The 18,391-nt window shown below is 60.3% G+C and carries 16 protein-coding genes; 5 read left to right on the top strand and 11 right to left on the bottom strand.

From position 1 onward, the window contains the following. Positions 1 to 292: 292 nt before the first annotated feature. From JFT66_RS04630 to arnC, 8 genes are read right to left on the bottom strand one after another with little or no spacing between them, the layout of a single operon-like run. The gene (locus tag JFT66_RS04630; protein ID WP_198858856.1) at positions 293 to 1,915 is read right to left on the bottom strand and encodes an ArnT family glycosyltransferase; all 1,623 of its coding nucleotides are present in this window, start codon (positions 1,913 to 1,915) and stop codon (positions 293 to 295) included. Continuing rightward, on the bottom strand, positions 1,916 to 3,298 hold the full coding sequence (locus tag JFT66_RS04635; protein WP_198858857.1) for a UDP-glucose dehydrogenase family protein: 1,383 nt from the start codon (positions 3,296 to 3,298) through the stop codon (positions 1,916 to 1,918). Beyond that, positions 3,295 to 3,708 (bottom strand): 4-amino-4-deoxy-L-arabinose-phosphoundecaprenol flippase subunit ArnF, encoded by a 414-nt coding sequence (gene arnF / locus JFT66_RS04640; protein ID WP_198858858.1) that lies wholly within the window; start codon positions 3,706 to 3,708, stop codon positions 3,295 to 3,297. Before arnF ends, JFT66_RS04635 begins: the two co-directional genes overlap by 4 nt. After that, on the bottom strand, positions 3,705 to 4,052 hold the full coding sequence (arnE, locus tag JFT66_RS04645; RefSeq protein WP_198858859.1) for a 4-amino-4-deoxy-L-arabinose-phosphoundecaprenol flippase subunit ArnE: 348 nt from the start codon (positions 4,050 to 4,052) through the stop codon (positions 3,705 to 3,707). The genes arnF and arnE overlap by 4 nt, the downstream gene beginning before the upstream one ends. Continuing rightward, on the bottom strand, positions 4,049 to 5,704 hold the full coding sequence (gene arnT, locus JFT66_RS04650; protein WP_198858860.1) for a lipid IV(A) 4-amino-4-deoxy-L-arabinosyltransferase: 1,656 nt from the start codon (positions 5,702 to 5,704) through the stop codon (positions 4,049 to 4,051). The genes arnE and arnT overlap by 4 nt, the downstream gene beginning before the upstream one ends. Next, a complete protein-coding gene (arnD, locus tag JFT66_RS04655; protein WP_034119591.1) occupies positions 5,701 to 6,585 on the bottom strand; it encodes a 4-deoxy-4-formamido-L-arabinose-phosphoundecaprenol deformylase in 885 nt (294 codons plus the stop codon). The genes arnT and arnD overlap by 4 nt, the downstream gene beginning before the upstream one ends. Next, on the bottom strand, positions 6,585 to 8,588 hold the full coding sequence (gene arnA, locus JFT66_RS04660) for a bifunctional UDP-4-amino-4-deoxy-L-arabinose formyltransferase/UDP-glucuronic acid oxidase ArnA (protein ID WP_198858861.1): 2,004 nt from the start codon (positions 8,586 to 8,588) through the stop codon (positions 6,585 to 6,587). The genes arnD and arnA overlap by 1 nt, the downstream gene beginning before the upstream one ends. Beyond that, positions 8,585 to 9,619, bottom strand: a complete 1,035-nt coding sequence (gene arnC / locus JFT66_RS04665; protein ID WP_153839711.1) for an undecaprenyl-phosphate 4-deoxy-4-formamido-L-arabinose transferase — start codon at positions 9,617 to 9,619, stop codon at positions 8,585 to 8,587. The genes arnA and arnC overlap by 4 nt, the downstream gene beginning before the upstream one ends. 411 nt (positions 9,620 to 10,030) lie before the next feature. Between arnC and JFT66_RS04670 the strand changes: the two genes are divergently transcribed. Both JFT66_RS04670 and JFT66_RS04675 read left to right on the top strand, forming a co-directional pair. Continuing rightward, positions 10,031 to 10,843, top strand: coding sequence for a M949_RS01915 family surface polysaccharide biosynthesis protein (locus JFT66_RS04670; protein WP_198858862.1), 813 nt, complete (start codon positions 10,031 to 10,033; stop codon positions 10,841 to 10,843). 108 nt (positions 10,844 to 10,951) lie between these two features. Further along, the gene (locus JFT66_RS04675) at positions 10,952 to 11,866 is read left to right on the top strand and encodes a site-specific integrase (RefSeq protein ID WP_034119587.1); all 915 of its coding nucleotides are present in this window, start codon (positions 10,952 to 10,954) and stop codon (positions 11,864 to 11,866) included. Positions 11,867 to 11,887: 21 nt separating this feature from the next. Here the strand turns inward: JFT66_RS04675 and JFT66_RS04680 are convergent, their stop codons facing one another. Both JFT66_RS04680 and JFT66_RS04685 read right to left on the bottom strand, forming a co-directional pair. Continuing rightward, positions 11,888 to 12,745: an SDR family oxidoreductase gene (locus tag JFT66_RS04680; RefSeq protein WP_198858863.1), complete on the bottom strand. Its 858-nt coding sequence runs from the start codon at positions 12,743 to 12,745 to the stop codon at positions 11,888 to 11,890. Positions 12,746 to 12,840: 95 nt separating this feature from the next. Further along, on the bottom strand, positions 12,841 to 14,031 hold the full coding sequence (locus JFT66_RS04685) for a multidrug effflux MFS transporter (protein ID WP_198858864.1): 1,191 nt from the start codon (positions 14,029 to 14,031) through the stop codon (positions 12,841 to 12,843). Positions 14,032 to 14,238: 207 nt separating this feature from the next. Here JFT66_RS04685 and rbsK point away from each other — a divergent pair, with 207 nt between their 5' ends. Genes rbsK through JFT66_RS04700 form a run of 3 tightly spaced genes read left to right on the top strand, consistent with a single transcriptional unit; the run spans position 14,239 to position 17,562 of the window. Further along, positions 14,239 to 15,159, top strand: coding sequence for a ribokinase (gene rbsK, locus JFT66_RS04690; RefSeq protein ID WP_198858865.1), 921 nt, complete (start codon positions 14,239 to 14,241; stop codon positions 15,157 to 15,159). Positions 15,160 to 15,187: 28 nt separating this feature from the next. Next, entirely contained in the window at positions 15,188 to 16,519 is a 1,332-nt protein-coding gene (gene fucP, locus JFT66_RS04695; protein ID WP_198858866.1) for an L-fucose:H+ symporter permease, read from the top strand. Next, the gene (locus JFT66_RS04700) at positions 16,516 to 17,562 is read left to right on the top strand and encodes an aldose 1-epimerase family protein (RefSeq protein ID WP_034119582.1); all 1,047 of its coding nucleotides are present in this window, start codon (positions 16,516 to 16,518) and stop codon (positions 17,560 to 17,562) included. Before fucP ends, JFT66_RS04700 begins: the two co-directional genes overlap by 4 nt. Here JFT66_RS04700 and deoR read toward each other — a convergent pair. Next, the gene (gene deoR / locus JFT66_RS04705; RefSeq protein WP_034119581.1) at positions 17,559 to 18,317 is read right to left on the bottom strand and encodes a DNA-binding transcriptional repressor DeoR; all 759 of its coding nucleotides are present in this window, start codon (positions 18,315 to 18,317) and stop codon (positions 17,559 to 17,561) included. The genes JFT66_RS04700 and deoR overlap by 4 nt on opposite strands. Between the last annotated feature and the right edge of the window lie 74 nt (positions 18,318 to 18,391).

An 18,391-nucleotide genomic window follows, 5' to 3' on the forward strand; every position in this document is an offset into this window, starting at 1 on the left:
GCACGGCATTGTCCTCTTAATGAAGTAAGCCATCGCGCGTGGGCAGCCTACCGCGTCCTTGTGATGGAGTGCCTTTGATCCAAGCATTTGCGGATCAGCCCTGACGATCGAGCGGGTAGTAGATACTTAGCGCACTGTGGCAGCGAGTCTACAGTCGGGTTCCAAGCGCAGGAAGGGAAAGTGCACCAGCCATTACGCAAAGAAACGTAGGTGTTTTCTCGGTACCTTTGATGAAAGTCGCCCACTGGTTTAAGAGTGGGCGTTCTTTCTTACGATGCCGTTGGAAAACCGCTCAAGGCGCCGAGGTTTTTGCCAGATGCAGCAGCACATAAGGGTTCTTGTCGAACTCCCCCGTGAGCGTCGGGGTGATCGAACGCAGGCGTGGATCGTCCAACGCGTCAAAGTCAGCCTGGCTCATGATCAACCATGCCGGCGCCTGGATCGGTTTGAGTTCGATGGGCAGTTGGGTAAACAGCGGTACCTTGTCGCAATCGAAGTTGACCATGAACTTGATGGCTTTCGCGTCTTTGCCCAACGCGTGCAGCACCACCGGGGCCGGTTGTTGCAGGACCTGGGCCTTGACGGCGAGACTGAACGTGCGGGTGTCGTACAACCGCCGCTCCAGGGGTTCAACCACCATGATGTAGGTTGTCCAGAGGGCCAGCACCGCGGCCAAGGCTGGGCCGTACGTGCGTAGCCGGGGCTTGAGTAGCGCGAGCAATGCCAGCACCTGAAGCCCCCCAAGCACGACGAAGATCAGCTCGAGGCTGGCCAGTGCTTCTGGATAACGCCGTCGCGCCATCACCAGGCCGATTGCCAACAGTGTCGGCAGCAGCGTCCAGATACCCAGCATCAGGCCGCGCAGCCAGGCAAAGATACGGCCTTGAGTCACCTGGAAAGGGTACGCGGCGATGATGGCTGCAAACGGCAACATCGGCAGGATGTAGCGCGCCTTCTTGGCCTGAGGCACCGACAAGCCCAACATCACCAACACACCCGCCGCCGTGCAATAAAGCACCAGTTTCAACGCGGGGTCCGGCGCGCGCCGCCCCCCCATCACAACGGCCAGCAGCACCAACACCGCCAACGGATAGGCCAGGGCATAGTTGCCCATGGAGCTGGTGAAGTAATACAACACGCCGCCGGAGCCTTCGCTGCCGTCCATGCGCCCAAGGAACTGCATGCGAATCACGTCGTGCATGAAGTCTTCGCCGCCGCTGAGCTTGGCCAGCAGTAGCAATAGGCCCACACACGCCGCCAGCAGCGCCAATGCCAGCAGGCCGAAGCTGAACAGCTGGCGCCATTGCCGGTTGATCAGGTAATAGCTGCACAGCATGCCGGTGGGGATCACCAAGCCAATCGGCCCACGGATCGCAAACCCGAGCAGCAGCAACACAAACACCCAGTGCAGGCGCTTGGCCGCAGCAAAGTGATCATGGGCATAACCCAGGTAGAACACCGCCAAGGCCACGGCGGCGAGCATCTGGTCGAGGGAGACCGCACGGGTTTCGCTGATAAAGGTACTGCTGAGCAGCAACAGCGCAATACTCAGCAAACCCCAGCGAGCGGAATAGGGCGCGGTCAGCCGATACACCAGCACCACGATCAGCGCCGACGCGACAGCGGTGGGCAGCCATGCTGTGAGGCTTGTCACCTGGCCGAACGGCAACGACAGCAGCCAGGTCAGCAGGGTCGATGTCGCCAGGTAGTCGGCATACGGCTGGCCGTAAGTGGTGGGGAAAAAGCTTGGCCCATGGCGCAGCATCTCCTGGGCAAACATCACGAAGCGCGAGTCGAAGCCGATGATTGCCTGGTGCCAGTTGCCGACGATGAACAGCACCAGCGCCAGGAGCCCAAGCCCCAGCGACTGGCGGCGGATCGTTGCACTCTGCAGGGATGGGAAAGCCTTGTTCACCTAGCCGACATCCCTGACCTGTTGCACCCAGTTTTGCTGGGGAATCGGCAACTCGCAGGAATCGCCACGGCCGATGGGGAAATACTTGAAGCCTTTGCGCGTCAGACGTTCACCGTCATACAGGTTGCGGCCGTCGAAGATCACCGGTGTTTTCAAGCGGTCATGGATCAGGTCGAAGTCCGGCGCCTTGAATTGCTGCCATTCGGTGCACACGATCAGCGCATCGGCGCCGCCCAGCGTGGACTCCGGAGTGCCCATCAGCATCAGGCGTGGGTCGTCGCCGTAGATGCGCTGGGTTTCCTGCATGGCTTCCGGGTCGAAGGCGCGCACGTTGGCGCCGGCGGCCCACAGGGCTTCCATCAGCACGCGGCTCGGCGCGTCACGCATGTCATCGGTGTTGGGCTTGAAGGCCAGGCCCCACAGCGCGAAGGTCTTGCCCTTGAGGTTGCCCTTGAAGAACGCGTTGATGCGCTCGAACAGCTTGCTCTTCTGCCGCTGATTGATGGCTTCCACGGCTTCCAGCAGGTCGCTGGAGCAGTTGGCTTGCTTGGCGCTGTGGATCAAGGCGCGCATGTCTTTGGGGAAGCACGAGCCGCCATAGCCGCAGCCCGGGTAGATGAAGTGGTAGCCGATCCGCGAGTCGGCACCGATGCCCAGGCGCACCGCTTCAATGTCGGCCCCCAGGTGTTCGGCCAATTCGGCGATCTGGTTGATGAAGCTGATCTTGGTGGCCAGCATGCAGTTGGCGGCGTACTTGGTCAGCTCGGCGCTGCGCAGGTCCATGAAGATGATGCGGTCGTGGTTGCGGTTGAATGGCGCGTACAGGTCGCGCATCACATCACGCACCTCTTCACGTTCGCAGCCGATGATGATGCGGTCCGGGCGGCGGCAGTCGGCAACGGCCGAGCCTTCCTTGAGGAATTCCGGGTTGGAGACAATATCGAAATCCAGGTGACGACCCGCGCTATGCAGGTTCTTTTCGATATGGGCGCGCAAGGTGTCGCCCGTGCCGACCGGCACGGTGGATTTCTCCACCAGGATCACCGGCTCTACACGGTGGCGGGACACGGCGTCACCCACCGACAGCACGTATTTGAGATCGGCCGAGCCGTCCTCATCTGACGGCGTGCCCACTGCAATGAACAGTACTTCACCATGCTCGACAGCGAGTTTTTCGTCGTAGGTAAAGTGCAGGCGGCCGCTTTCCAGGTTGTCCTTGACCATGGCAGCAAGACCCGGCTCGAAGATGGTCACATGACCTTTCTGGAGCGCTTCGACCTTGCTCTTGTCAACGTCCATGCAAATGACATCGTGACCGACTTCGGCTAATACAGTGGCCTGTACCAGACCAACGTAACCACTACCAAATACACTGATTTTCATGGGGTATTCCTGGGACTTGAGGTGCTAGCACGACGAGAGTTGATAACCAGAACACCGAGGATGACCAAGGCCACCCCCAGGGTTTTTGAAAGCGAAAAATCTTCGTTGAACACCGGCAGGCTGGCGGCCAGCAGGTAAACCAGCGCATAGCTGATGCTGAGCAGCGAATAGGCACGACCAAGGGGCAAATGCTTCAGCGCGCCGAGCCAGCAGAGCATCGACAGCGCATAGGCGATGATCGCCAGGCTCACCACACCCAGGGCTGCCAAGTCGATGCTGTTACCGGTGAAGGCTGCCAGCCATTCGGTGGGCAAGGGCAGGCGTGTCATGCTCCAGCGCATGCCCAATTGGGCCGCACTCACCAGGCCGACACTGCCCAGCGCCAGGGCGAAGCCCCGTAAGCGGCTCATACCTGGCGCCCCAGCAGGACAACGCCGGCAATCACCAGCGCAACACCCAGCCAATGACGGCCATCGATGGGTTCGTGAAACACACAGCGCGCCATCAGCGTGACCAGTACAAAATTCAGGCTGAGCATCGGGTAGGCAATGCCCACTTCCAGGCGTTGCAACACCAGCAGCCACACCAGCAAACCCAGGCCCAGGCACACCAGCGCTGCCCACAACCAAGGCGAACGCAGTTTCAACGCCCAGCCGTCTGGCATGTCACGCCAGCTTTCCACGGCGAACTTTTGCGAGACCTGACCCATGCAGGTGAGCAGGCAGGCCGTGAGTAAAAGCAGCAGGGTGATCATGGCGCGACCTGCGGGAAGATCAGGATCACGATCTTGCCCTGCGCATAGCGCTTGCCATCGGCAGGCAGCAGCGCAAGTTCTTCCTTTTCGCCCGCGCTATTGACGCGCATCACCACGCCAACAGCACCGGTACGACGGGTTTCTGCCATCCACGCCTGGATCGCGTTACGGTCCACGAGGCGCGGGGCCGTGTCCGCGTAGGTCAAGCCGTACTTGACCTCGCCAGAGGTGTTGTACAGCGTGATGTCTGGGCGTTTCAGGCGCCATGACAGCGCCGAGGCGGCGCCCAGGTCATTGCTCAATAGAGCGACGGTGGGCTGCAGTTCTGCGAGGTGATCAATGATGAACTGGTCCGGGGTCTTGTTATAAACCACCGAATGGGGCAACGCCGCGGGCACCAAGACCACCAGTAACCCACTGCCGATCAGTGGTGCGGCCCACAATTTCAAAGGGCGTGCCGCTTGCAGCAGATTGACGACGATCCAACCAAACAAAAAGGTGAACACCAGCACCAGGCTGAGAGTTTCCTCGCCGTGTTCGTACACGGGCTTTTTCAACTGGAACCAGCTGAGTGCGAGCAGGGCCAGCACCCCCAACACCAGGTTCAACCCGCCGTTGATGCGCAGGACGCGCCCACGGCCCTGAGTCAGCTTGTCGCTCAGGGTCGAGCCCATCAGTAAAGCCAGGGGCAACATGCACGGCATGATGTAGGAGGGAAGCTTGCCCTTGGCCAGGCTGAAAAACGCCAGGGGCATCAGCAGCCATAGCAGCAGGAACGCCGTTTTTGGCACGCGCTTTTGCAGCCAGGCCTCTTTCGCTGTAGACGGCAGTAGCGCGATCCATGGCAGCGCGAACGCCACCAGCAGTGGCAGGTAATACCAGAATGGCTCGGCGTGCTGGGCGTCTTCACCGGCAAAGCGTTGGATATGCTCGTGCCAGAAGAAGAAGTTCCAGTAGTCCGGCTCTTGCAGGTGCACGGCCAATGCCCATGGCACGCTGACAACAACCGCTACCACCACGGCCACGACGCCGAACCTGAACAATTCACCCAAGCGTTTCTGCCAGAGGGCGTAGGGCAGGGCGATCAATACCGGCAGCAACCACGCCAGGAAGCCCTTGGTCATGAAACCCATGCCGCAAGCCAGGCCCAGCAGGGCCCAGGACCACAGGCGGCCGCGCCGCGTGGTGCTGTCGAAGCAGAACCACAACGCAACACCGGTCAGGTTGACCCAGAAGGTGAACTGCGGGTCCAGGTTGGCATAGCCGCCGAGCGCCGCCACACTGACGAAGCTCATGTACAGAACGGTACTGACCAGGGTTTTCTGCGGGTCGTTCCACAGCCGGCGGGATACCAGGTAGACCAGCAGGATGCTCAAGCCGGTGCTCAAGGCCGAGGCAAACCGCACGCCGAACAGGTTCTGCCCGAAGATCGCCTGGCCCAGCGCAATCATCCAGTAGCCCGCAGCGGGTTTTTCGAAGTAGCGAATGCCCATGAAGTGCGGCGAGGCCCACTTGCCGGTCAGCAGCATTTCCTGGCTGATCTGCGCATAACGCGTTTCATCCGGAATCCACAGACCATGGGTCGCCAGCGGCAGCAGGTAGAACACAGCAAACGCCAGCAGGAGCAGGGGCAAAGCCCAACGGCGGATCATGCCTGCTGAACCCCCAGCCAACCCTCACGGCCGCTCAATACGCCGCGCACCAGCTGTTGCTGGGGCAGGGTGGTCACATCCGCCGGCAACAGCTCGCCCAGGGTTTTGAACTCGATGCCGCGCTGCCCTGCCTGGGCGAGCAACTGGCGAAAATCATTGGCCATCAGAATCCCTTCTACTTCTGCGTGGATCGTGTAGACGTTCAGCTTCGAGGCGCTGAACCGGTCAAGAATGAAGCTATTGAAGTCTTTGGCAGCCACCACCGGCCCGACGACTTCGTCGAAGGTCGGCAGGTCTACCGGAATTTGTGGGGTGCCCGCGCTGCCATCGGCCAAGGTCGGTCGAAACAGGCTGGTGCCCCGGCAATCACTGTTGTAGCGAAAGTTGAACCCTTGCTTGGCTTGCACCACCCGCTCATCAGCACGCCAACCGGCGGCCGCGGAACAGTCGATACGTTCGCCCAGGATGTCGCTCAAGGTCTGCACACCACGCCGAATCTGCTCGACCAACTGCGCCTCGCTCCAACGCCCGGTGTTGGCCTGCCAGCCATGGTGGTCCCAGGCGTGCAGGCCGACTTCATGCCCGGCGGCCTTGGCCTGGCGCATCAGATGCCCCAGGTCACGGCCAATCGGCTTGCCTGGCCAGGCGGTGCCGGCCAGCAAGATGTCCCAGCCATACAGGCCGGCGGCGTTGGAGCGCAGCATCTTCCACAGGAATTGCGGGCGGATCAGGCGCCACAAGTGGCGCCCCATGTTGTCCGGCCCGACACTGAAGAAGAACGTCGCCTTCACCCCGGCTTCATCCAGGGATTCGAGCAACCGTGGCACACCTTCACGGGTGCCGCGGTAGGTATCGACGTCGATGCGAAGACCTGCCTTCATTATTTGGCTTCGTCAATAGACTGGGCGATTTCGAGCATGGCCTCGCGCAAGAAGAAGTCGAGCGTGTTGCCGATGGTTTCGCTCATCTCCACGGTCGGCTCCCAGTTCAGCAGGCGCTTGGCGTTTTCGATGCTTGGCTTGCGGTGGGCCACGTCCTGGTAACCGGTGCCGTAGAACGCCTTGCTCTCCACGTCGCGGAAACCCGCGAACGGTGGGAAGTTGTGGCGCAGCGGGTGAGCCTCGAACTGACGCAGCAGCTCTTCGCCCAACTGACGGATACTCGCTTCGTTTTCCGGGTTGCCGATGTTGATGATCTGGCCGTTGCAGACATCGTTGTCGTTATCAATGATACGGGCCAGGGCCTCGATGCCGTCGGCGATGTCGGTGAAGCAACGCTTCTGCTCACCACCGTCGAACAGGCGGATCGGGGTGCCTTCAACCAGGTTCAGGATCAACTGGGTAATGGCGCGGGAGCTGCCGATACGAGCCGAATCCAGGCGATCGAGGCGTGGGCCCATCCAGTTGAACGGACGGAACAGGGTGAAATTCAAGCCCTTGTCGCCGTAGGCCCAGATCACGCGGTCCAGCAGTTGCTTGGACACCGAGTAGATCCAGCGCTGCTTGTTGACCGGGCCGACGACCAGGTTGGAGGTGTCTTCGTCGAAGTACTGGTCCTGGCACATGCCATACACTTCGGAGGTCGACGGGAAGATCACGCGCTTGTTGTACTTGACGCAGTAGCGCACCAGTTTCAGGTTTTCTTCGAAGTCCAGCTCGAACACACGCAGCGGGTTACGCGTGTATTCGATTGGCGTAGCGATGGCCACCAGCGGCAGGACCACGTCGCATTTCTTGATGTGGTACTCGATCCACTCGGAGTGAATGCTGATGTCGCCTTCCACGTAGTGGAAGTTGGGGTGGCTGCGCAGGCGCTCGATGGCGTCGGAGCCGATGTCCAGGCCGTAGATTTCATAACGGTCGTCACGCAGCAGGCGCTCGGACAAGTGGTTACCGATAAAACCGTTCACGCCCAGGATCAACACGCGGGTACGACGTGGCTTGCGGCCGGACTCAGCGCCGCGCAACACGGAGCCGTCCACCAGGCCGAGTTCGTCGGCCAGCGCCGGACCGGCCAGGTACAGACCGTTTTCATTGCGTTGGCCAAACTTGACCACCAGGGAATCTTCACCGCAGGCAATACGCAGCGGGTTGACGCTGATCACGCGACCAGGCGCCAGGCCGTCGTTGCCCTTGACCACTTCGGCTTGCCATACGATCAGCTTGTGCTCGCCAACGGCGCAGAAGGCGCCCGGGTATGGTTGGGTCACGGCGCGAACCAGGTTGAACAGGGTTTCGGCAGGGTTTTTCCAGTCCAGCTTGCCATCGGCGGCGGTGCGGCGGCCGAAGTAGGTGGCCTGGCTTTCATCCTGGGCGGTTTCCGTCAGCTTGCCCTGGGCCAGCTGTGGCAGCGCGTCGCGCAGCAGGGCCGCGGCGGCATCACGCAGCTTGGCGTGCAGGCTCAGGCCGGTGTCGGTACGGTCGATGATGACTTTCTGCTGGGCGAGGATGGCGCCGGCATCGGCACGCTTGACCATGCGGTGCAGGGTCACGCCGGTTTCGGTTTCGCCATTGACCAGTACCCAGTTGGCCGGGGCGCGGCCACGGTATTTAGGCAGCAACGAGCCATGCAGGTTGAACGCGCCTTTGCGGGCGGTGGCCAGCAGCGGGTCGCTCAGCAGGTTGCGGTAGTAGAAGGAAAAAATGTACTCCGGGTTCAGCTTGGCGATGCGCTCGATCCACAGTGGGTGGTTGGCGTCTTCCGGGGCGTGTACCGGGATGCCGTTGCGCGCGCAGAGCTGGGCGACGGAGCCGTAGAAGTTGTTTTCCTTGGGGTCATCGGCATGGGTGAACACGGCAGCAATTTCGTAACCCGCACCGAGCAGGGCTTCAATGCCTGCACAGCCAATATCGTGGTAAGCGAAGACAACAGCTTTTGAATTCATGACGAAACCTGATCGGAAGGAGAAGTAGAAGTGTGGGAAGACACCAAGCCGTCAACCACGACGACTGGAGCCGGTGCTGCCGGTTGGTTGCGCAGCACTTTTTCAATAAAGAAACGCGGGCGGGCGCGGACATCGCTGTACATGCGGCCCAGGTATTCGCCCAGCAGGCCCATGCCGATGAACTGGCCACCGGTGAACACGAACAGCACGGCGAACAGCACGAACAGACCGTCACCCGCCCAGTCGGCACCGAAGGCCAGGCGCATGAAGATCAGCGCAAAGGCGAACAGCACGCCCAGGGCCGCCAGGCTGAAGCCGACGATGGACAGCAGGCGCAATGGCGTGGTGGTCATGCAGGTCAGCAGGTCGAACATCAGGCTGATCAGGCGCATGGCGCTGTATTTGGATTCACCGTGCTCGCGCTCGGCGTGGTGCACGAGGATTTCCGTGGTATGGCGGGCAAAGCCGTTGGCCAGGATCGGGATAAAGGTGCTGCGTTCACGGCAGGCGAGCATGGCGTCGACGATGGTGCGGCGGTAGGCGCGCAACATGCAGCCGTAGTCGCTCATGGCCACGCCGGTGGAGCGTTGCACGGCCAGGTTGATCAGTCGCGAGGGCCAGCGGCGGAAGGCGGAGTCCTGACGATTGTTGCGCACAGTGGCGACCACGTCATAGCCCAGGGCAGCTTGCTCTACCAGGCGCGGGATTTCTTCCGGCGGGTTCTGCAGGTCGGCGTCGAGGGTAATCACCACTTCGCCCCGGCACTGCTCAAAGCCGGCCATGATCGCGGCGTGCTGGCCGTAGTTGCGGTTGAGGATCACCGCCACCACATGGCTGCCTTCTTCAGCCGCAGCGTCTTCAAGCAGTTGGGCCGAATTGTCGCGGCTACCGTCATCCACCAGGATGATTTCGTATTCGTAGGCCAGTTGCTTGCAGGCTGCCGTAGTGCGGCGCAGCAGTTCAGGCAGGCTCTCTTGTTCGTTGTAGACCGGGATAACGATCGACACGCAATGAATAGGGTAGGGTTTCAAAGATTCATGACCTCGGGCTAGAGCAACTTGACGCGTGAAAACAGCAGCAATTGTTGGGCAAAACTACAGCCCGCAGATTACAAGGCGGCGCTAAAGATAAAGCGTAATCAACAGGTTAGTAGGTAAACCACGGATTGCACTGAAGTTCTGCCTACAAGGTTAAGCGCAAAAATGTGCAACGAATATGAAAGGCGGATGAAAAACTCGTTTATTTGACAGGTAGACAGCTAGGGTTCAGCTAAGTAATCAGGGCGTTACATGTAGCCGTCAGCCAGCGAGATAGGAGCGTCGTGCAGGGCGTTTGGTTCAATCTGAACGAGCGGGCCCGGCGAACGAATGTCATTCAACAAACTTCTCTGCATTGGCGCTCAAGTGCCGGTAAAGTAAGCCATCTCTTGCCAGGGTAGTCGGATGAATAGCGTGCAACTTTTACGCGGCCAGTTGCGGCCCGCACTGATGGGATTGTTGATGGCGGTGGCCTGTGTCACCAGTGTGCGGGCCGATGACGGGGTCGCACTGACCAGCATCGAGCAGGTGCCGGAAGGCGTGGAAGTACGCGGCAAACAGGTCGCCGCCTATACGTGGGACGACCGCCAAGGCAAAAACCTGCTGGTACTTGCCGAACAGGTCAGCGAGCGGGATGACGATGGCACTCAATCGGCGTTTGTCTACGCGGCACAGTACGTGCTCGGTGGCGACCGCCCCAAGCGGGTCTGGATGCTGTACGACGACGTGGAGCATTGCGAATTCGATGCAGGGCTGCGCTTTGACCGTGCGGCTACCAAGGTCACCGACCTGCTGGGCGACGGCAATACCCAGGCTACGGTGGGTTATTCGCGTACCTGTACCAGTGATGTCAGCCCTAACGAATTCAAGCTGATCATGCACGTCGGCAAGTCTGAGAAGTATCGTCTGCGCGGCCTCGACCGCGTGGGCGCCAGTTGGTGGGATGAGGATGCCGGGGCCTTGCGCGGCATGCCATTGCCCACCGACTGCAGTGTCGCGGCACAGCAGGCGCTGGTCAGCCAGTACAAGGAGCAGGGCACTGAGCTACCGCTGCCAGGCTGCTATGGCGACGAGAAGGACTTTGCCAAGGCGCCGGGCGCCTACCTCGCCTTTATGCGTCACCACTGGTTTGCGCTGATGCAGCAGCAGGACGCCGACTGGAGTCAATCCCAGGCCCAGCCCGAAGAACCCATCGAGGACGACGAATCGGCGCCGTAATTTGGTGCCTGGGCCGCTCCTGGGTTAGACTCAGCCTTCGCCAATTCACTAAATACATCTATTAATCAATGAGTTGTTAGATGTATTTAATCCAAAGGCTGATCTATTTTGACTGAGTCTATCCGCAACCCGCTGACCCTCTACCTCACCCGCCTGGCTCCCTCCAGCCAACTGACCATGCGCTACGTGCTGCAGGACGCCGCTGACCGCCTGGGCTTCGAAGACCTCAACCTCGAAGAGATTGACTGGCACCTGCTGCAACCGGAACACGTCATCGCATTGGTGGCCGCATTACGCGAGGACGGCTACGCGCCGAATACTTCTTCGTTGTATGTGAATGCGGTGCGTGGGGTGATGAATGAAGCGTGGCGCATGAGCTTGATCAGCCAGGATCACTTGCTGAAGATGCGCTCGGTGAAGGCCGCACCTGGTACACGCCTGGGGCAGGGTCGCAACCTGCGTCGCACGTTGATCCGCGAAATGCTCGACGTCTGTGCCGCCGACCCACGCCCCCAGGGCCTGCGGGACGCCGCGGTGATCGGTTTGTTGTATGGCTCGGGGATGCGCAAGTCAGAGTCGGTCAACCTCGACCTGGCGCAGATCGACTTTGAAGAGCGCAGCCTGCGGGTGATCGGCAAGGGGAACAAGGAACTGGTCAAATACGCGCCAGACTGGGCGTTCGCCAAGCTACAGGCCTGGCTGGAGTTTCGTCGCGAGCAACTCAAGGAAGGCGAGCAGGACGACACCTTTCTGTTCAATCGCATTCGACGGGGCAGCCATATCACCCGCGAACGCATTACCAAGCATGCGATTTACTACATTGCCCGCCAGCGCGGTGATCAGGTAGGAGTGAAGATCATGCCCCATGATTTCCGCCGCTCGTTCATCACACGGGTGATTGAGGAGCATGATTTGTCGATTGCACAGAAGCTGGCGCACCACACCAATATCCAGACCACCGCCAGCTACGACGTGCGTGACGACAATGAGCGGCGGCGGGCGGTGGATCGGTTTGATTTGTAATTTCCAGATTGATTGGGAGGTTCAGAGAATGGGTTTGCCACCGGTCACGGCGTACCGCGAGCCAGAGATATAACTGGCCTCATCCGACGCCAACAACACATAGATCGGCGCCACCTCCACCGGCTGCCCAGGGCGCCCCAGCGGGGTTTCGCTGCCAAAACTCTTGACGTCTTCATCGGGCATGGTCGACACAATCAGCGGCGTCCAGATCGGCCCCGGTGCCACGCTGTTGACGCGGATGCCCTTGTCGCCGAGCAACTGCGCCAGGCCGCCAGTGAAGTTGGCAATCGCGCCCTTGGTGGCGGCATAGGCCAGCAGCGTTGGCTTGGGCATGTCCGAATTGACCGAGCTGGTATTGATGATCGAACTGCCGGCTTTCATATGGGGCAGGGCGGCCTTGCAGATACGAAACATCGCGGTGATGTTGATATCGAAGGTCTTGACCCATTCCTCATCCTCGATCTCTTCCAGGGTTTCGTGGGTCATCTGGAACGCGGCGTTATTGACCAGCACGTCGATACGGCCGAACTGTTCGACGGTCTTGTCCACCAGCGCCTGGCAGTTGGCTCTTTGCGCGATATCGCCAGGCAGCAGCAGGCATTGGCGGCCGGCTTCTTCGACCCAGCGCGCAGTTTCCTTGGCGTCTTCATGTTCATCCAGGTAAGCGATGGCCACGTCGGCGCCTTCACGGGCAAACGCGATCGCTACAGCACGGCCGATGCCGCTGTCGGCGCCGGTGATCAAGGCGATCTTGTTGGCCAGGCGACCGGAGCCTTTGTAGCTTTTCTCACCGCAGTCGGGGTACGGGTCCATTTTCTTCTGGGTGCCGGGAACGGACTGGGCTTGAGGGGCGAAGGGGGGGCGCGGGTAGTCGGTCATTTCAGTCTCCATAGCTCTTTAAGGGTGCTATGGAGTTAGTAGTTGGGTGGGCGCCGTTAGTTGTAGCGGATGCGGCGCAGGCCCGACGAATGGTGTCAGCCCGTATGAGCCGGCAAGCGGCGCAAGGTCCACCCGGTGACGAGCATCGCCGCCACCGTACACAGCGCGATACCCACCAGCATGGGTGCCGGAGTGTGGTCAGCGAACAGGCCGACCAGCGTCATAGATACTGCGGCTGTGATCATCTGGATCGCCCCCAGCAGCGCCGATGCAGAACCGGCCACGGCACCATGATCCTCCATGGACAACACACCGGCGGCGGGCAGCAACAGCCCCAGAAAACCAAAGCCGATAAACAGCAGCGTCATCATCATGGCCAGGTTATCGCTCCACAGCGTGGTGGCAGCCAGCAGCGTCATGACAATGGCCACCCCCACCACCGACCAGCGAATCAGCGGCGCCAGGCCAAAGCGTGCGCTCAGGCGTGCAGTCAGTTGGCTCATGGCAAAGAATGACGCGGCGTTCAGCGCAAAGCACAGGCTGAACTGGGTTGGGGTCAGGCCGAAATACTCGATGTAAACGAACGGCGCACTGCCAATGAATACAAAGAAGGTCGCCAGGCCAAAACCACACACCACCGACAAACCGGTGAAGACCGGATCGCGCAGTAACGCCCCGTAGCTGCCGATAGCGCCGCGAAGGGTCTTGTTCAGGCGGCGCTCGGCGGGATGAGTTTCTGGCAACTGCACAATGGTCATCACCAGGCACAACACGGCCACCACCGCCAGTACGGCAAACACTTCGCGCCAACTCCAGAGTGAAATCACCACGCTGCCAGCCAGCGGTGCCAGGATCGGCGAAACACTCATCACCAGCATCAGCAACGCCATCAAGCGTGCGGCTTCGTGGCCGGTATACAAGTCACGCACGATCGCCCGGGGAATGACCATGCCGGCGCACGCGCCAAATGCTTGCAGCGCACGAAAACCGATCAACACTTCGATAGTCGGGGCCAGCGCACAGCCGACACTGGCCAGGGCAAAGATCGCCAGGCCGGCATAGATCGGCGGCTTGCGGCCGAACACATCGCTGATCGGCCCGTAGAACAGTTGGCACACGCCGATGATCATGAAGAACACCGTCAAGCTCATCTGCACCGCAGCCGGTGACGCCTGCAGGCTGGCACCCAGTGTGGGCAGCGCGGGCAAGTAGCTGTCGATGGCAAACGGACCAATAGCGGTGATCAGCCCCAGCAACAAGGCGAGATGGGCAATGGTTCGAGGCATGGGAAGTCCGGGTCACAGCGAAAGATCGGCCAGCTTAGTGAGCGACCCGGCGACGCACAAGGTGAGGTTTACATAGACGCTACATTTTCGTGCCTGTTGATCCATCACCGCGAAATAAAGATTGAATAATCACACATAATGTTATTTAAATAACAAAACAAGAGCGCTGCGGCCTGCCTGGCCGTGCCGCAACAAGGTGGAATAGCAATGGGCAAGATCGCAGTCATCGGCAGCAATATGGTGGATTTGATTACTTACATCGACCGCATGCCGGACCAGGGCGAAACCCTGGAAGCGCCGGGCTTTGCCCTGGGGTGCGGCGGCAAGGGCGCCAACCAGGCGGTGGCGGCAGCCAAGCTTGGGGCTGATGTAGTGATGTTGAGCAAGGTCGGTGACGACATGTTTGCCGATAACACATTGGCCAACTTCCAACGCTTTGGCATTGACACCCGTTATGTGCAACGTGTGCCGGGTGTGTCCAGCGGCGTGGCGCCGATCTTTGTGCGCGCCGACTCCCATAACAGCATTTTGATCGTCAAAGGCGCCAATGCGTATTTGTCCCCGGCCGATATCGATGCGGCCGCCGATGACCTGCGTGAGTGCACGCTGATCGTGCTGCAGTTGGAGGTCAACCTGGAGACGGTCTACTACGCCATCGAATTCGCCCACCAGCATGGCATCGCCGTGCTGCTCAACCCCGCACCGGCGCTGCCGGGCTTAAGCGCTGAACACCTGGCACATTTGGATTTCTTGATTCCCAACGAATCGGAACTGGCATTGATCACAGGCCATACCGTGGACTCGCCGGACTCGGCCCGCGCCGCGGCGCAAACCCTGGTAGCCAGCGGCATTCGCCACGTGATCGTCACCCTCGGCGAGCACGGCGCGCTGTACGTAGGCGAGGAGGGCGAGTTTCAAGTTCCGGGCCGGCGGGTTATCGCCCGTGACACCACCGGTGCGGGTGATGCGTTTATTGGGTGTTTCATCCAGCACTGGAACCGCGATGGCGGGATTCGCCATGCCATGGAGCAGGCAGTGGCGTATTCGGCCTGCTCGGTGATGGCGCTGGGTACGCAGACCTCGTATCCCGACAGCGAAGCGTTCGCTCGCTTCCAGCAACAACGGTAAGCCCCCCCCTTCAGCCCGGAGAACAATAATGAACAAACCTGCGCTGCAACAGACACCCGATGGTTTTTACCTGAACCGCACACCCTGGTTCGCCTTTATCCTGCTGTGCAGCATCTTTGCGTTGTGGGCGGCAGCGGCGAGCATGAACGACGTGCTGATCGCGCACTTCAAGAAGGCGTTTTTACTCAGCGATTTTCAGACCGCCTTTGTGCAGTCGGCGTTTTACCTGGGTTACTTCTTCGTGGCGATTCCCGCCGCGATGGTGGTTCGTCGCTTGAGCTACAAGAGCACGATCCTGATTGGCTTGCTGCTGTATATGTTCGGCTGCCTGCTGTTTTTTCCCGCAGCGTCCACGGCCAAGTACGGCATGTTCTTGCTCGCGCTATTTGTGATTGCCGCCGGCCTGTCGTTCCTGGAAACCGCGTGCAACACCTACTCGACACTGATGGGCCCACGGGAAACCGGCACACGTCGCTTGAACATTTCCCAGACCTTCCACCCGTTCGGCGCGATGGCCGGGGTGTACGTGGGCAGCTTTGTGATGTTCAAGGACACCGATGCCACCACCGAACAATTGACGCAGATGAGCGCCTCCGAGGCCGCTGTGCAGCAATTGCAAATGATCCAGTCCACGCTGCTGCCCTACAAGTGGATGATCGCGGTGCTGGTGCTGATGTTTATCTTGATCGCCATAACCCGGTTTCCGGCCTGCAAGGGCAACAAGCCCGCCAATAACAAGTCCGGCAGTTTGCGCAAAAGCCTGGGGCGGTTGTGGCGCAATCCGCGTTTTACGTTTGGCGTGCTGGCGCAGTTTCTGTATGTCGGGGCACAGGTGGGCGTATGGAGTTTCACCATTCGCCTGGCGATGCAAATGGGCGGCATGAATGAGCGCAGTGCTTCATGGTTCCTCCTGACCACCTTTGCCGCCTATTTTGTCGGCAAGCTGATCGCCAACCTGCTGATGCGCCGCCTGCACCCGGCCAAGGTGTTGGCGATCTACGGCGTATTGTGCATTGTGCTGCTGGCCTACACGATTCTGGTGCCGAACATTTCGGCGGTGTATGCAGCGGTCGGCGTGAGCATTTTCCTCGGTCCGTGCTGGCCAACCATCTACGGCCTGACCATCGATGGCCTGGGTGAAGACACCGGTGTCGGCGGTTCATTGCTGGTGATGAGTATTGTCGGTGGCGGGGTGATACCGATCTTCCAGGGCCTGTTGTCTGACGCCAGCGGCGGCAATATGCAGCTGGCCTACAGCGTACCGCTGCTGTGCTTTATCGTGATCGTGATGTACGCGTTCAAATGCCTGCGCCAGTCAGACACTTCGCCTTCGGCCACGGCAGCGGCGGTGGCCTCATGAACACACGTATCCCGTTGTATCGGGCAGTGTTCGCCGAGCAGGAAAAGGTCCTTTTACAGTCCGAGGATTTCAAGGTCAGTGCCTGGGCTTACCCGTCCGGCGTGCTGGCGCTGAGCCTGGAGAACAGCCGTGGACGCCTGGTGGTGCTGCCTTATCAAGGGCAGATGATTTGGTCGGCCGTGTTCGACGGTTGCGACCTGACCATGACCAACCTGTTCGAGCAGCCCAGGCCCAGCCCGACGATCATCGACACCTATGGCTGCTTCATGTTCCACAGTGGTCTGCTGCGCAATGGCTGCCCGGCGCCCGATGACACCCATGCCTTGCACGGCGAGATGCCCTGCGCACCGATGGACACGGCCTGGCTGGAGTTCGGCGAGGGCTTTGTGCGCCTGGGCGGCACCTATCACTATGCCAAGGGCTTTGGCGATCGCTACCGGGCATGCCCCAGCGTGACGCTGCGCGCCGATTCGGGGTTGTTCGATATTGACATGGACGTCACGAACCTCGCCGGCAAGCCCATGGAGCTGATGTACATGGCCCACATGAACTACGCCTATGTGGCGGGTGCGCGGTTTGTCGAGCCGCTGGGCATGCAGCGCCTGCGGCTGCGCACCAGCGTGCCAGATCATGTGAAACCGACACCTGACTGGCGCGCCTACATGGCGCAACTGGCCGAGCATCCCGCCCAGTTGGCCAGCCTCGACACGCCGACATTGTACGACCCCGAAATTGTGTTTTTCTTCGACAACGTGGCCACAGACGCGACAGGCCACGCACACTTTCTGCTGGATCATCCGGAGGGCGCGGCGTTCTACACCCGTTATCGCCCGGAACAGTTCGAGCATGCCGTGCGTTGGATCCTGCATACGCCGGACCAGCAGGTCGCGGCGTTCGTGCTGCCGTCGACGTGCGAGCCCGAAGGCTATCTCGCCGAAAAAGCCAAAGGCCACGTGCGGGTACTGGCGGCCGGGGCCAGTGCTGCCTTCAGCGTGACCACCGGCTACTTGAATGCGCGGGAACGGCAGCGGTTGCTGGGTTAAACCAGCAATTGCGCGCCGCTGGCCTGGATGGCCTCTTTGTAGGCCCGGGGGATTTTCTTGTCGCTGACCACGTACTGAAAATCTTCCAGGCTGGCGAAGTGCGCGGTGCGCACCGTATCGAACTTGCTGAAGTCGGCCAGCAATACGCGCTGCTGTGCCTGGCGCAGGACCTTTTGCTTGACCTCGACTTCATTGAAGTTAAAGCAGGTCACACCGAACGCCTGACTGACGCCGGCAGCCGTCACGAAGGCCCACGTCAGACGCACGCTGTCGAGAATGCCGCTTTCAGCGCTGCTTTCGAACACCTGGTTCTTGCGGTGAAAGGTGCCGCCACACAACACGATATGGCAGTTGGGCTTGTTCTGCAGCTTGAGCAGCACGTTCAACGAGCTGCACACGGCAGTGAACTCCAACTCGTCGGGGATGAAGTCGATGACAAACGGCGAGGTGGTGCCGCAGTCGAAAAAGACGGTGTCGCCGGGCTGTATCAACCGGGCGGCGAGTTTGCCGATGCGGCGTTTCTCTTCGACGTGACGCGTGCCCTGGTCGGCAACCCGGTAATCACCGGCCTCACTGCCGACCCGGGTGATATAGCCACCCAACAGGCGCAAGTGCTCGGTGAAGTGGTTGAGATCGCGGCGCAGGGTCATCTCGGAAACGTCCAGCAGCGCAGCCATTTCCCGCAGGTGAATGGCGCTCTGGTCCTGCAAGGCTTGCTGGATAAGCTTGAGTCGCTCGGTTTTTCTACTGTCCACGGGTATTCCAGGGCTTGATTGTTTGTGTTAATTAAGTAACATTAAATGTGAGTATTGCAACATCTTAATGTGTG

Origin of the sequence: Pseudomonas sp. MF6755 (assembly GCF_016405635.1) — a bacterium.
Classification (GTDB): Bacteria; Pseudomonadota; Gammaproteobacteria; order Pseudomonadales; family Pseudomonadaceae; genus Aquipseudomonas; species Aquipseudomonas haemolytica.

Coding starts and splice junctions, on each gene's coding strand:
- JFT66_RS04680 (WP_198858863.1), bottom strand. CDS start 12,745: ATGACCGACTACCCGCGCCCCCCCTTCGCCCCTCAAGCCCAGTCCGTT.
- rbsK (WP_198858865.1), top strand. CDS start 14,239: ATGGGCAAGATCGCAGTCATCGGCAGCAATATGGTGGATTTGATTACT.
- arnD (WP_034119591.1), bottom strand. CDS start 6,585: ATGAAGGCAGGTCTTCGCATCGACGTCGATACCTACCGCGGCACCCGT.
- JFT66_RS04670 (WP_198858862.1), top strand. CDS start 10,031: ATGAATAGCGTGCAACTTTTACGCGGCCAGTTGCGGCCCGCACTGATG.
- arnE (WP_198858859.1), bottom strand. CDS start 4,052: ATGATCACCCTGCTGCTTTTACTCACGGCCTGCCTGCTCACCTGCATG.
- arnT (WP_198858860.1), bottom strand. CDS start 5,704: ATGATCCGCCGTTGGGCTTTGCCCCTGCTCCTGCTGGCGTTTGCTGTG.
- JFT66_RS04685 (WP_198858864.1), bottom strand. CDS start 14,031: ATGCCTCGAACCATTGCCCATCTCGCCTTGTTGCTGGGGCTGATCACC.
- arnF (WP_198858858.1), bottom strand. CDS start 3,708: ATGAGCCGCTTACGGGGCTTCGCCCTGGCGCTGGGCAGTGTCGGCCTG.
- JFT66_RS04635 (WP_198858857.1), bottom strand. CDS start 3,298: ATGAAAATCAGTGTATTTGGTAGTGGTTACGTTGGTCTGGTACAGGCC.
- arnA (WP_198858861.1), bottom strand. CDS start 8,588: ATGAATTCAAAAGCTGTTGTCTTCGCTTACCACGATATTGGCTGTGCA.
- JFT66_RS04700 (WP_034119582.1), top strand. CDS start 16,516: ATGAACACACGTATCCCGTTGTATCGGGCAGTGTTCGCCGAGCAGGAA.
- fucP (WP_198858866.1), top strand. CDS start 15,188: ATGAACAAACCTGCGCTGCAACAGACACCCGATGGTTTTTACCTGAAC.